We start from the raw sequence: 13949 nt of genomic DNA on the forward strand, positions 1-13949 counted from the left end.
GTCGCACGTGTCCGTCCTCGGCTTCAGGGTTGGCTGCCCCGAGCGGGAGATGCAGGGCCGAACGTCCCTTTCACCCCGAGCCGTCATCCTCGGCAACGCCTCCGACTCTGGTGAGGGTTGACCACTGCTGGTGGCACGGCCGATGAGTCGGACTCATGCCCGGCACGGCTGCGCCTGCCCGTAGACCCGGCCCTGCCCGCTTCTGACCTGGGCCGCTTGGGCAGAATGGCGGCATGACCGACATTGACTGGGCACGGTTGCGCGCTGCCGCCATCGAGGCGATGCGGCACGCGTACGCGCCGTACTCGACGTTCCCGGTCGGCGCGGCCGCGCTGGTCGACGACGGCCGCATCGTGGTCGGTTGCAACGTGGAGAACGCCGCGTACGGGGTGACGCTCTGCGCCGAGTGCGGCGTGGTCTCCAGCCTGCACGCCACCGGCGGCGGGCGACTCGTCGCGCTCTCCTGCGTCGACGCCACCGGTGAGCCGCTGATGCCGTGCGGGCGCTGTCGGCAACTGCTCTGGGAGCACGGCGGGCCGGAGTGCCTGATCGAGAGCAGGACCCGCCCGCTGCGGATGGCCGAGCTGCTGCCACACGCCTTCGGTGTGGAGGACCTGGAGGCCGTCACCGGGGAGACGCCGGTGCCGGTGGTCCCGGAGCGACTGGCCGCCTGGCGCGGGCGCGGCACCGTCTTCGTGCACCCGGACATGTCCGCCGGCCAGCAGGTCTGGACGGCGTACTGGGAGCGGTCGGCTGGCGACGACGCGGGCGCCGAGACCGGGGTGCTGGAGGAGGCGCCGAGCTGGGACGACCCGGCCGAGGCGATCACCTGGGGCCTGGCCCGGACGCCCCGGGTGGTGGTGGTGGACGCCACCGGGACGATCTTCTGGGCTGGTGAGGGTGAGCCGCCTGCGGAGATTCCGGTTCGCTGGTCTTGATTTCTGGTTGCGCTTAGGGCCGGGGCCCACCGTGCCCGGCTCCGGGCGGTCAGGCTTGATCCCTCCGCCGGGCACGGTCGGCCCAATCCCTCGGTGCGTGCGGTCCGCGGGTCGGTTTCACCATTCGACTAGGAAAGATTTTTCTTGATGAGTGCTTTTGCTGCTGTTGACGTCATTCGGGTCAAGCGGGATGGCGGGGTGCTGTCGGACGCGCAGATCGACTGGGTGGTCGACGCGTACACCCGGGGGGTTGTCGCCGACGAGCAGATGTCCGCGCTGGCGATGGCGATCCTGCTCAACGGCATGACCGGGCCGGAGATCGCCCGGTGGACCGCCGCGATGATCGCCAGCGGTGAGCGGCTGGACCTCTCGGCGGTACGCCGACCGACTGTCGACAAGCACTCCACCGGCGGCGTCGGCGACAAGATCACTCTGCCGCTCACCCCGCTGGTGGCGGCGTGCGGCGCTGCCGTACCGCAGTTGAGCGGCCGAGGTCTCGGGCACACCGGCGGCACGCTGGACAAGCTGGAGTCCATCCCGGGCTGGCGGGCCACTGTGAGCAACGACGAGTTCATCACCCAGTTGGACGAGGTCGGCGCGGTCATCTGCGCGGCCGGCACCGGGCTCGCTCCCGCGGACCGCAAGCTGTACGCGCTGCGCGACGTGACCGGCACCGTGGAGGCCATCCCGCTGATCGCCAGCTCGATCATGAGCAAGAAGATCGCCGAGGGCACCGGCGCGCTGGTCCTCGACGTCAAGGTCGGCTCGGGCGCTTTCATGAAGTCCGTCGACCAGGCCCGCGAGCTGGCGCGCACCATGGTCGAGTTGGGCGGTGCGCACGGCGTCCGGACGGTCGCCCTGCTCACCGACATGTCCACACCGCTCGGACTGGCGATCGGCAACGCCGTCGAGGTGACCGAGTCGGTCGAGGTGCTGGCCGGTGGCGGCCCGGCCGACGTGGTGGAGCTGACCCTCGCCCTGGCCCGGGAGATGCTCGACGCCGCGGGCCTGCCGGACGCCGACCCGGCGGCGGCGTTGCGCGACGGCCGGGCGATGGACTCCTGGCGGGCGATGATCCGGGCGCAGGGCGGCGACCCGGACGCGCCGATGCCCGAGGCCCGCGAGGTCGAGGTCGTCCGCGCCGAGCGGGACGGGCACGTGGCGGCCGTCGACGCGTACGCCATGGGGGTTGCGGCGTGGCGGCTCGGCGCGGGCCGGGCCCGCAAGGAGGACCCGGTCAGCGTGCCGGCCGGTGTGGTCCTGCACAAGCGGCCGGGTGACGCGGTGCGGGCCGGTGACGCGCTCTACGAGTTGCGCGCCGAGGACGCGACGCGGATCCCGGCGGCGTTGGCCGAGGCCGCCGACGCGGTACGGATCGCGCCGACCGCCCCCGCGACGACGCCGCTGGTCATCGAGCGCATCGGCTGATCGAGCGCGGGTCGGGGCGGCGTGGTGCCGGTCACCTGGGAGCGCTATTGTCGCAGGCCAAGGGGGACAACCGGCCTTGCGCCGGCGCGAGCAGACAGGAAGATCCGCCGTGACCGTTGCTGCCCCGGACCCACGTGAGGTGCGCGAGGCGAGTCTGGACGAGTTGTCCCGGCTCGGCCTGCCGTTGCCGCCGGCCCAGTTTCCCCTCGTCTGGGAGCCGGGCGACCGGATCGAGCTGCGCCCCACGGCGGAGATCGAGGCGCGGATCGCGGTGCTGCACCTGATCCTGGCCCGCTGCTTCGGGATGCCCCCGCAGGCGGCGATGAGCTGGCTGCTCGGCTCACACCTGGTCGAGATGGTCACCCCGCCGGAATGGCAGTTCGTGATGGGCGGCAAGGGTGACCACCGTTCTTTCGTGCTGCACCACGACGCGCTGTTCGCGCTGGCCTGGGTGCTCGGGCTGAGCAAGCAGCTCGACCCCACCCTGGCGGTGGACGAGCGGCTGGTCGAGCGGCTGCCGCACATCGCCGAGGGGGAGACCTTCCCGCACTGGCGCTCCCGGATCCTCACGGCGCCGCAGCACCCGGCCGACGCGGCCGCCCTGCTCGACCTGCACTACTGCCTGGACTGGGCGTACCTGGAGACCGAGCGCGACGGTCGGAGGGCACCGGGCCTGGTCGACGCGAACGCGATCGGGCAGCGGCGCTGGGCCCTGGAGTGGGCGGTGATCCTGCGCGGGCCGTACCACGACGAGCCCCCCGGCTGGGAAGAGGTCGACCTCTCCACCTGAGGTCAGCGGGGTCGGTACGCGTCCACCCGGACCGCGACGGTCACCCGGACCGGCTCGGGCAGGGCGGCCAGCCGGTCGGCGAGGGCACCCGGGTCGGTGTGCCAGGCGCTCGGGCCCATCCCGACCAGGCTGGCGGCCTCCCGGCGGGTCAGGGCCAGCTCCGCCCGGTGCACCGCCGAACTGACCGGAATGAAGTGCCCGCCCAGGCTGCCGGTCACCCGGTCCGCCTTGTCCGGGTCCACCCGCAGCAGGTCGAGGGCATCCACCAACTCGGCGAGATGGTCGATGTCGGGCGTGACCACCAGCAGCGTCCCGGCCGGGTGGAGCACCCGGTGGAACTCCGCGCCGTTGCGCGGGGCGAAGACGTTCAGCAGCACGGCCGTCGAGGCGTCCGCCACGGGCAGCCGCTGCCAGGTGTCGGCGAGAGCCGCGGCGGCCCGGGGATGCGCGCGGGCCGCGCGGCGCAGCGCCGGCTTGGACACGTCCAGGGCCAGACCCACGGCGTCCGGAAGCGCCGCCAGCACCGCGCCGAGGTACCGGCCGGTGCCGGCGCCGGCATCCACCACCAGGGGGTACGCCCCGACGCCGGGCGCCGGCGGTTCGAGCCGGGCCACGGCCTCCGTCGCGGCGGCGGCGAGAGCGGCCGAGATGACGTCGTAGTGCCCGGCGGCCTGGAAGTCCGCGCGGGCCGCGACCATTTCGGGGGTGTCACCGACGTGCGGTGCACGACCGGTGAGCAGGTTGACGTAGCCCTGGCGCGCGATGTCGAAGCTGTGCCGGCGTGGGCAGCGCAGCGCGCTCGTGTCGGTGGCCTGCCCCAGAGGCTCGCCGCAGACCGGGCAGCGCAGCCGGTCGAGGACGCGGGGGTCCACGTCAGGCGCACTCCATCCGCTCAGTTTAGACGTGCACCGGATCGGAGGCCGTGACACCCGGGCGGCCCTGTCCCGGTCCGCCCGGGACGCTGACTAGGGTCTGAGCATGGTCGCAACTATCCGGTACGAGGACATCGTCAAGGTTCCGAAGGCCCTGCTGCACGACCACCTCGACGGCGGGCTGCGGCCGGCGACGATCGTCGACCTGGCCGCGGAGGTGGGCCACGAGTTGCCCGCCACCGATCCCGACGCGCTCGGACGCTGGTTCGCGGCCGCGGCCGACTCCGGCTCCCTGGAGCGCTACCTCGAAACGTTCGCGCACACCGTCGCGGTCATGCAGACCGCGCCGGCGCTGCGGCGGGTCGCCCGCGAATGTGCGCTGGACCTGGCCGCCGACGGGGTGGTCTACGCCGAGGTGCGCTTCGCCCCCGAGCAGCACCTGGAGCAGGATCTCAGCCTGGACGAGGTGGTCGAGGCGGTGCTGGCCGGGTTCGCCGAGGGCACCGCCCAGGCCGTCGAGGCGGGCCTGAGCATCCGGGTGGGCACCCTGCTCACGGCGATGCGGCACGCCGCCCGCTCCCAGGAGATCGCCGAGCTGGCCGTGCGCCACCGGGACGCCGGGGTGGTCGGCTTCGACATCGCCGGCGCCGAGGCGGGCTTCCCGCCCACCCGCCACCTGGACGCCTTCGAGTACCTGCAACGGGAAAACTTCCACTTCACCATCCACGCCGGTGAGGCGTTCGGTCTGCCGTCGATCTGGCAGGCGATCCAGTGGTGCGGAGCGGACCGGCTCGGCCACGGGGTGCGGATCGTCGACGACATCGGCCCGGACGGCACGCTGGGCCGGCTGGCCGCGTACGTCAGGGACAAGCGGATCCCCCTGGAGCTGTGCCCCTCGTCGAACGTGCAGACCGGCGCGGTGGCCTCCATCGCGGACCACCCGATCGGTCTGCTGCGCGACCTGCGCTTCCGCGCCACAGTCAACACCGACAACCGGCTGATGAGCGGCACCTCCATGTCACGGGAGATGTCGCTGCTGGTGGAGACGTTCGGCTACGGCTGGAAAGAGCTGCAGTGGTTCACCATCAACGCGATGAAGAGCGCCTTCATCCCGTTCGACGAGCGACTGCGGATCATCGACGAGGTGATCAAGCCGGCGTACGCCAAGCTGATGGCCTGACGGTCAACCGTGCTGACCTGACCATCAACCGTGCAGGTGGCCGGCGAGCAGGCCGGCCACCCGGCGCAGCACCTCCCTGGCGCGGGCCGCCTCCGCACCCAATCCGGTCTGCCGACGCAGGATCGCGGGCTCGGCCCGGAGCAGCGCCACGCCGCGCCGGACCAGCACCCGGGGGGCCTTACGCTGCTCGGACAGGTCCCGGGCGAGGCGGCGCAGGAAGGTCGCCCCGCGCGGACGGCGCAGCGCGTACGCCCCAGCGAGCAGCCCACGGCGACGGCATTCCTCGACGATCTCGGCGGCGAAGATCCCTTCGGCCACGAAAAGTGGCGATCCGGCGACATCAAATGTCCGGGTGGCCACCCGTCGGTCTGCGCCGATCGCATAAACCGGCACATCGGCGCGGCCTTCCCGAGCAAGTCGGGCAATGATTTCCACAGCGGTGGGGGCATCCCAGGACTGCGGCGATTCCCAATCCACCTGGCCGTTTCGTCGCGGCAACGTAGGGTCATCGCCGTCTTTGTAGAAGTCGTCCAGACAGAGCACCGGTAAACCGGTTTGCTGCGCTATGTACGACTTTCCGGAGCCGGAAGGACCGGCGAGCAGGACAACGCGGTGCGGATGTTTCATTACCTTCAGTTACTCCGGCCAGACGGACTGCTATCAAATCGCATCAACATCTCATCACACCTCCGGCCGGTGACAACCTGGGCTTTCTTCTTGTCGACCGGCGTGATGGAATCTCGGGGGTCCGACCCGCCGGGTCGGTCGCTGGGCGTTGCCCGGGGCAACGCGTTGAAGCTGTAATCGCGAGGGCGGTGTTGTGAGCAAACGGCCAAAGACGGCGGGCTCCTTCCTGTCGCGGCTGCGCCGGCCGGCCAGCCGGCTCCGGGACATGCCGATCTGGTCCAAGCTCGGTCTCATCATGATCGTGCCGACCATCGCCACGGTCGTGGTGGGCACCAGTGGTCTTGTCGACCACGTGGAGACGCTCAACAATGCCAACCGAGCCGGCGACCTGGCCAACCTGTCGAGCTATTCAGGCAGCCTGGTCGACAGTCTGCAGGATGAGCGGACCGCCGCCGTGCTGCTGCTGGGGGCGGACGGGACGCAGCCGACGGCGCAGTACCAGGAGGCCTACAACCGGGTGACCTCCCGGGTGGACCGTGAGACGTCCCCCTACCGGCAGCAGCGTGCCGAGATCGAGGACCTGCCGGGCAGCCTGGAAGGTCTGCTCGACGGCATCGACCAGAACCTGCAGGACCTGTCGGGCATCCGCAGCCAGGTGTTCAACGGCAAGCTCGCGCTCACCGAGACCGTGCAGGCGTACGAGGGTCTGATCAGCGACCTGCTCGCCATCCGCGACTCGGCCACGCAGCTCGCCGGCAACAACGAACTGAGCGACCGGATGCGCGCCGCCGCGGCGGTCGCCCGCGAGAAGGAGTTCCTCGCCGCACGCCGGGTCGTGGTGCACCGCGCGCTGGGTGTGAAGGGCGGCAAGAAACTCACTCCGGCGCTGCGCACCGACTACATCGCCAGTGGCACCGGCCAGCAGCAGGCGCTGCAGAGCTTCAAGGCCGTCGCCACCCCGGACGACGCGAAGTTCCACGACCAGACGGTCGCGGGCGGCGACCGCCGGGAGGCACAGAACTACACCGGCTGGATCGACGGCAACACCACCGGCGACATGCGCAACGCGCCGTTCGGGCCGGACCAGTGGGAAGCCGCCATGACGGCCAACGCCAAGCTGATCCGCAACGTCGAGACCAAGCTCGACGGCGAAGTGGTCGACGAGGCCAACAGTCTCCGCTCGGACGTGCAGCGCCAGGTCTTCCTGGAGACCGGCCTGCTGCTCAGCATGCTGTTGCTGGCCATCCTCTTCGCGTACCTGGTCGCCCGCTCCATGGCCCGTTCACTTCGTGAGCTGCGGCAGGGTGCGCTCTCCGTCGCCCAGTACGGCCTACCCCAGGCGGTTGCCCGACTGCGTGACCCGCAGGTCGTCGGGCAGCTCTCCCCGGTGCAGCTGGCCAACCAGATCGCCGAGCCACTACCGGTCCGCAGCCGGGACGAGTTCGGCCAGGTGACCGAGGCGTTCAACGCCGTCCACCTGGAAGCTGTCCGTACGGCCGCCGAGCAGGCGGCACTGCGCGCCTCCGTCGCGACCATGTTCGTCAACCTGGCCCGCCGTTCACAGATCCTGGTCGACCGCCTCATCGGGCACCTCGACCGGCTGGAGCGCGGCGAGGAGGACCCGGACCGGCTGGCCGAGCTGTTCCAGCTCGACCACCTGGCCACCCGGATGCGCCGCAACGACGAGAACCTGCTGGTGCTCGCCGGTGCCGACTCCACCCGTGTGCAACGTGAGCCGGCCGCGCTCATCGACGTGCTGCGGGCCGCGCAGTCCGAGGTCGAGCACTACACCCGGATCGAGTTCGGCGTCATCGACCGCGACATCGAGGTCGCCGCGCACGCGGTCAACGACCTGGTGCACCTCGTCGCCGAGCTGTTCGACAACGCCACCGCGTTCTCTCCGCCCGACTCGCAGGTGATGGTCGAGGCCCGTCGGGTCGGCGACCGCTCCTCGCTCTACGTCGAGGACCGCGGCATCGGCATCAGCGCCGAGCAGTTGCACGACCTCAACGAGCGGCTCGCGACGCCGCCGCAGGTGGACGTCGCCGTCTCCCGGATGATGGGCCTGGTCGTGGTCGCCCGACTGGCGTCCCGGCACGGCGTCCGGGTGGAGCTGCGCCCCGGCTCCGACCGTGGCACCGTCGCGGACGTGACCCTGCCCACCTCGGTGCTGGTGCCCCGGGCGCTCTCCGGTCGGGTGCAGCAGCCCCCGGCCCTGCCCGCAGCCGGTGGCCCCCAGCACAACGGGCCCGCACCGGCCTTCGGCGCCCTGCCGGCGCTGGGCAACGGCCCTCGTCCGAGCGAGTCCGGCAACCAGGTCACCCTCGGCGGGCGGCCGTTCGAGCCCGCCTCGCGCAACGGTGCCGGCACCCCCGCCAACTCCGGTGGCTACCGCTCGATGCCGGCCTGGTCCGACCTGACCGGCGCTGCCGGGACGAACGGCGTCAACGGTGGTGACGGGTTCACCCCGCGGACCGCCAACGGCCAGCCGATCGACCCGCTGCCGCAGCGTCGCGCCGGGGACGACAGCCCGACCTCCGGCCAGCAGCCGTCGATTCCACGGCAGCTGCCGAGCAGCCCCGAGGCACACCCGTACTCGGCGCCGCCGGTCTCCGCGCAGCCCTACTCCGGCGCGCCGGTCTCCGCCTCGCCGGCCTCCGGCCAGCCGTACTCCGGGCAGCCCTACTCGGGTGCCCCGTACGGCGGCCCGCCTGTCTCTGCGGCCCCGGCCTCCGGGCAGCCGTACGCCGGTCCGCCGGTGTCCGCGTCGCCCGTGTCGGCGTCGCCGGCGTCCGGCCAGCCGTATTCGGGTCAGCCCTACTCGGTGCCGCCCGCCTCCAGCCAGTCGTTCGCCGGGTTCGCACCCCGGTCGGCCCCGCCCGCGCAGGCGCCCAGCACCCCCGCGCCGCCGGCCTGGCCGCCGGTGCCGGGTGCCGACCGCGACGCTTCGGCGCCGCCGGTGCCCGAGCGGCTCGCCGCTGCCCTGGACATGACGACGGAGCTGCCGCGGGTGCCGCGACCCGGCGAACAGCCGGCCGCAGCAGCCCAGCCTCCGACTCGGCCCTCGGCTCCAGCTCCGGCTCCGGCCCCGCAGAATCGGCCGGCACCGCAGAATCGGCCGGCACCGCAGCAACCGCAGGCGCAGAACCGCCAGCGCTACGCGGACGAGACGATGGAGCTGCCGATCTTCCGGGAGCTCGAGTCGGCTTGGTTCCGTACCCGCCGTCCGGGTTCGGAGGAAGCGGGACCCGGCGCGCAGCCGGCGACGAACGGCGACTCCGCGACCCAGCAGTTCGCTACGGTCGAGGCCACCGGTCGGGCAGTCCACAAGACACCACCCGGGACGACAGGTAACACACCGATGGCAGACACTCCGACGGCCGGAGGAGCGCCGCGGGACAACGGCTCCACAGCGAACGAGGGCGGTCGCCCGAGCGTCGCTGAGAGCCTGCCGAACCGCCGGCCTCAACCGCAGACCAACGGCTGGCAGACCGCTGCCGACGACGGCTGGCGTGCTGCCTCGGCGGCGGCTGGCGCGGTGCCGGTGAGCGAGACCACCACGACCGGCCTGCCGAAGCGCAAGCCGATGGCGCAGTTGGTGCCGGGCGCGGTGGAGAAGCCCACCACCTCGGTCCAGCGGCGCTCCCCGGAGGCGGTCCGTGGCCTGCTCTCCGCCTACCACCGGGGCGTGCAGCGAGGGCGTAGCACCTCGGACAACCCGACCAGCCCGGAGGCGACTCCGGGAGGGCAATCCTCGCAGTCTGGCTCAGGCCCGGTGGCCGGGAGCGGGCAGAAGGAGCAAGAAGGATGACAACTACGCAGGATCTTGGTTGGCTGCTGGCCAACTTCGCCGACCGGGTGCCCGGTGTCGCTCATGCGGTCGCCGTCTCGGCCGACGGCCTTCTCCTGGCGTCGTCACGGGACCTGCCGCGCGACCGGGCCGACCAGCTCGCCGCGATCTCCTCGGGTCTGGTCAGCCTGACCCAGGGGGCAGCCCGCTGCTTCGAGGGAGGCGCGGTGTTGCAGACCGTCGTGGAGATGGACAATGGCTTCCTGTTCCTGATGTCCATCTCGGATGGGTCGTCCTTCGCCGTGCTGGCCGCCCGCAGCTCTGACGTGGGCCAGGTCGGCTACGAGATGGCGCTGCTGGTCGACCGGGTGGGCGACGCACTGACTCCGCAGCCGCGTGCGGCTGCGGGCATGCTGGGCTGACGCCTCGCCGCCGATCGTGAGATCGGCACCAACGCAACAACGACAACGACGGGCTTCACCGGTGGGAGCCGGTAACGGGTACGAAGGAGGTGAGCGGCGAGATGGCCGATCGTGACGAACCGACCGGAGCGTTGGTCCGTCCATACGCCGTGACCCGTGGCCGTACCCGTCCCCGGCTCGACATCGCGCTGGAGGCGCTCGTCGAGACGACGGTGCGCGGCCGCACCGCTGCCAGTGGCAACGGTGGTGGCCGCGAACACCAGTACATCGCCGCGCTGTGTGACGGACGCGTGCAATCGCTCGCGGAGATCGCGGCGCGGCTGCAGCTCCCGCTCGGTGTGGCCCGGGTGCTCATCGCCGACATGGCGACGGACGGCCTGGTCGCGGTCCACGAGCCGACCATCCTGGACGACTCCGACGACGCGGTGGGCACTGAACTGCTGGAGAGGGTGCTGAGTGGACTTCGCAGGCTCTGACATGTCGCACCGCCCGCCGAACCCGAGCGGCCGCGTGACGTCGGCGAAGATCGTTATCGCCGGTGGATTCGGCGTCGGTAAGACGACGCTGGTCGGCTCGGTCTCGGAGATCACGCCGCTGACCACCGAGGCCATCATGACCTCCGCTGGCGTGGGCGTCGACGATACCCGGCAGGTGCCGGGCAAGACGACGACCACGGTGGCCATGGACTTCGGCCGGATCTCGATCGACCGTGACCTGATCCTGTACCTGTTCGGTACGCCGGGTCAGACCCGATTCTGGTTCATGTGGGACGAACTGGTTCGGGGTGCGATCGGCGCGGTCGTGCTGGTGGACACTCGCCGGCTGGCCGACTGCTTCGCGGCGATCGACTTCTTCGAGCACCGACGCCTCCCGTACCTGGTGGCGATCAACTGCTTCGACGGGATGCAGTACCACGACCCGCAGGACGTTCGGGACGCCTTGGCGATCTCGAGCGACGTGCCGGTGGTGGCCTGCGACGCCCGTAACCGGGAGTCGACGAAGCACGTGCTGATCTCGCTGGTCGAGTACGTGCTCACCATGCGCCGTACGCGCGCCGTCGCCCCGGCCTGATCGGGACGCCGCACCCCGGTGGTGGCTCAGGCCGCCACCGGGAGCACCACCCTGCTCGCCGGCGCCCCTACGTCGGCGCGCGCCCTACGCCGTCTCCTGAGGCCCTGGAAGCCACCGGCCCCCGCACCCTGGGCCGTTGAGCTGCGGGCTTCGAGAGGCGGCGTTGCCGCGTCCAGGGGCACGTCTCCACACGCGACAGCGCCCTCAGTCAGCTGACTGAGGGCGCTGTCGCGTGTAACGAGGGTCAGGACTGGTAACCGGCGGAGCGGTACTCGTACTCCCGGTCGTCGTCGCGGTCGCCGTGGTCGCGGCTGAAGTCCCAGCCGCCGGCCGCCTCGCGGCCGGGTCGACCACCCACCGCGAAACCGCCGATCTCCTGGCCGCGACGCCAACCACGGAAGTAGCCGGTGGTGTTCTCCGCGAGGCTTGCCGCATCGCGCACTATCCGCAATGGACGCTCCTCGCGTAGCGGGGAACCGGGGACCAGGTTGGCCTGAGGCACGCGCTTCGGCAGCCCGGCGTTGGTCTCGGCGCCGACCGCGGGGCGGGCGGCCTGCTCTGCGGCCTGCCAGCCGGTGTCGGCCGTGGTCGACCAGTCCAGGTCGGACTCCTCGGCCTGGCCGACGAACCAGGCCGACTTGGCCTGCGCGAAGATCAGCAGGTCGCCGTCACCCTCGTCGGCGACCGGTGGCGGACGGTGCTCGACCGGCGGCGTCCGGCGCTCCAGCGGAGGGGTCCGGCGCTCCATCGGCGGCGTCCGCTGGTCCAGCGAGGGCGTGCGGGGCTCCAATGAGGGAGTGCGAGGCTCCAGCGAGGGCGTCCGGTGCTCCATCGGCGGCGGCGGACGGTGCTCGGCGGCACGGTCGGGTCGAGCGGCCGGTCGGCCGCCGCGAGCAGCCAGCTCCCGGTCGACCAACCGCAGCGGCGGGGTCTCCAGGTGCGCGTCCGCAGACGGGTTGAGCCCCTCGCGCAGCGCCCGGTCAGCCAGTGGCGGTGGCTCCACCAGTCGCAGCATGGGCGGCTCCTGCGGCAGGTCGTCCGCCAACCAGGGCGGGGTGACCCGACCGTCGGCCCGACCCGGGTCGGTCGGGGCCTCGATGCCGCGGCTGCCACCGTACGGGTAGGCCACCGGGTTGTCCGGCGAGCTGTCGGCCGGGTCCTCCGGGTTGTTGACCAGCGGCCAGTTGGCGCGGGAACCGGGGGGTGCGGCGGCCTCCTGGCCAGGACGGGGGATCGGCACCGGGATGCTGAGATCGGTGGCGCTGAACCCGCCCGTGGGTGGCTCGTCCACCGGGCGTTGCAGGTGGCTCGGCCGGGGCTCGCCGTTCGTCTTGGGGCGGGGAGGAATGACCGTCCGCTGCCGTTCGGCACGCGCGTTGTTGATCGCGGCGGTGGTCAGCGTCGGCCGGAACGGCTCGCCCGCCTCGGCCGGAGGCACCATGCCGCGTTGTGCCGGTGCGATCGGGGTGATCCCGGGCGGCGGGGGCGGCGGCGAGGAGACCGGTCGGTTGGTCGGACCGTCGATCCGGCTGGGCGCCGGCTCGGTGCGGCCGGGAAGTGTGGACGACGGCGGCTTGGCCATGGCGGCCGGGGCCATCGGCGCGGGCGCGACCGGCGGCGGCGTGACCGGAGCCGGGGCGACCGGGGGCGGCCCGAGTGGGCGGGGCGACGCGAGCGGCGCGTTACCGGGGATCGGCTCGGGGCGGCTGCGTCGCCCGACGGCGGGTGCGGGGTCGGCGGCCGGGGTGGGCCGGAGCGACCGTAGCCCGGCGCCGGTGCCGGCCAGCCCGGTCGGCTCACCGGCTGGCTCGCCACGGCGGGCGCCGTTGCCGGCCATCCCGGTCAGCTCGCCGACCGACTCGCCACGGCGGGCGGCGGCACGGCGGCCGGGTGCCTGGGCAGGGGCGGTCACCCGCGAGCCGAGCGCGCTGACCAGGGCCTCACAGCCTGCGTCGCAGGCCCGCACCGAAGCGACGGCCTGGCGGACCGTCTCGGCCACCGCGGAGGTGAGCGCCCGGTTGACCGCGGCGCGCCGCGGCGTTTCGGAGATGGCGACCCGCAGAGCGGTGACCGCCTCGTTGATCTCGTCGGCGTCGGCCACCCCGTCGGCGGCGAGGTGCGCGGCGATGGCGTCCGCCGCGACCGACACCTCGCGGCCCCGGGCGACGGTGCCGCCGAGCATGCCCGGCTCGGGCAGCGCGTCCAGCACCGCCAGCGAGACCGGCTCGGCCGGGTCCGGGTATGCACGCAGGGCCGCCGGGTAGAGCTCGCGCAGGACCTCGCGCAGCGCCACGGCGGCGGAGTGCCGGCCGGTGGCCAGCGCGGCGTGCGCGGCGAGCACCTGCTTGTAGCCGGCGAGATCCCGGGGTGCCGGCAGGGTGACCGCGGAGAGCGCGCCCGCCTGCAACGCGCGGGCCAGGCCGACGGCACGTCGTTCGGCCGGAGGCGACTGCATCTCCTCCAGGGAGTCGTCGTCGGCGAACCGCTCGGCGAAGTCGTCCACCGAGTCGTCGTCGGCGATCGCCAGGGGTCGACCCGCCGCGCTCAACAGCGAGATGACCGTGTGGTCGTCGTTGTCGGCGGCGATGGCCGCACCGCTCGGCCCGCCCGACCGCTCCACGAGCAGCGCGACGAGCTGGGCGTAGCCAGCGGCCTCGTCGCTGATCTCGCAGACATGCAGCAGACGGCCTGCGTCGTCGACCACAGCGGACGTCAGCGTCGAACCGGCGGAGGCCGGTCGGTCAGCCGGATCCGCCGAGGCCAGACCGCAGTAAACGCGCACGAGCGCCACGGCGTCGTCCTCCTCCCGGGACAGGTCTTTCCTCTGCCAG

General features: G+C 72.4%; 11 protein-coding genes. 8 read left to right on the top strand and 3 right to left on the bottom strand.

Annotated elements, in window-relative coordinates:
• Positions 1-233 precede the first annotated feature (233 nt).
• The 3 genes from CLT68_RS10320 to CLT68_RS10330 all read left to right on the top strand — a co-directional run bounded on the left by CLT68_RS10320 (position 234) and on the right by CLT68_RS10330 (position 3156).
• Entirely contained in the window at positions 234-938 is a 705-nt protein-coding gene (locus CLT68_RS10320) for a cytidine deaminase (RefSeq protein WP_088951447.1), read from the top strand.
• Between the two features lie 147 nt (positions 939-1085).
• Entirely contained in the window at positions 1086-2366 is a 1281-nt protein-coding gene (locus CLT68_RS10325; protein ID WP_088951448.1) for a thymidine phosphorylase, read from the top strand.
• Between the two features lie 109 nt (positions 2367-2475).
• Positions 2476-3156: a DUF4272 domain-containing protein gene (locus CLT68_RS10330; RefSeq protein WP_099850418.1), complete on the top strand. Its 681-nt coding sequence runs from the start codon at positions 2476-2478 to the stop codon at positions 3154-3156.
• A gap of 2 nt (positions 3157-3158) precedes the next feature.
• Here the strand turns inward: CLT68_RS10330 and CLT68_RS10335 are convergent, their stop codons facing one another.
• On the bottom strand, positions 3159-4028 hold the full coding sequence (locus CLT68_RS10335; RefSeq protein ID WP_099850420.1) for a putative RNA methyltransferase: 870 nt from the start codon (positions 4026-4028) through the stop codon (positions 3159-3161).
• A gap of 106 nt (positions 4029-4134) precedes the next feature.
• Here CLT68_RS10335 and CLT68_RS10340 point away from each other — a divergent pair, with 106 nt between their 5' ends.
• Positions 4135-5208 (top strand): adenosine deaminase, encoded by a 1074-nt coding sequence (locus CLT68_RS10340; protein WP_088951450.1) that lies wholly within the window; start codon positions 4135-4137, stop codon positions 5206-5208.
• Between the two features lie 24 nt (positions 5209-5232).
• Here the strand turns inward: CLT68_RS10340 and CLT68_RS33750 are convergent, their stop codons facing one another.
• Positions 5233-5526, bottom strand: a complete 294-nt coding sequence (locus CLT68_RS33750; RefSeq protein WP_486482131.1) for a hypothetical protein — start codon at positions 5524-5526, stop codon at positions 5233-5235.
• 502 nt (positions 5527-6028) lie between these two features.
• Between CLT68_RS33750 and CLT68_RS10350 the strand changes: the two genes are divergently transcribed.
• From CLT68_RS10350 to CLT68_RS10365, 4 genes are all read left to right on the top strand, one after another.
• Positions 6029-9646 (top strand): nitrate- and nitrite sensing domain-containing protein, encoded by a 3618-nt coding sequence (locus tag CLT68_RS10350; protein WP_099850424.1) that lies wholly within the window; start codon positions 6029-6031, stop codon positions 9644-9646.
• Positions 9643-10047 carry a roadblock/LC7 domain-containing protein gene (locus CLT68_RS10355; protein WP_030329023.1) on the top strand — a complete coding sequence of 135 codons (405 nt, stop codon included), beginning with the start codon at positions 9643-9645 and terminating at the stop codon, positions 10045-10047. Before CLT68_RS10350 ends, CLT68_RS10355 begins: the two co-directional genes overlap by 4 nt.
• A gap of 101 nt (positions 10048-10148) precedes the next feature.
• Entirely contained in the window at positions 10149-10523 is a 375-nt protein-coding gene (locus CLT68_RS10360; protein ID WP_088952188.1) for a DUF742 domain-containing protein, read from the top strand.
• 1 nt (position 10524) lies between these two features.
• On the top strand, positions 10525-11118 hold the full coding sequence (locus CLT68_RS10365) for a GTP-binding protein (protein WP_007455465.1): 594 nt from the start codon (positions 10525-10527) through the stop codon (positions 11116-11118).
• A gap of 244 nt (positions 11119-11362) precedes the next feature.
• Here CLT68_RS10365 and CLT68_RS10370 read toward each other — a convergent pair whose 3' ends face one another.
• Positions 11363-13933: a transposase gene (locus CLT68_RS10370; RefSeq protein WP_099850426.1), complete on the bottom strand. Its 2571-nt coding sequence runs from the start codon at positions 13931-13933 to the stop codon at positions 11363-11365.
• Between the last annotated feature and the right edge of the window lie 16 nt (positions 13934-13949).

It is taken from the genome of Micromonospora sp. CNZ299 (assembly GCF_002754415.1).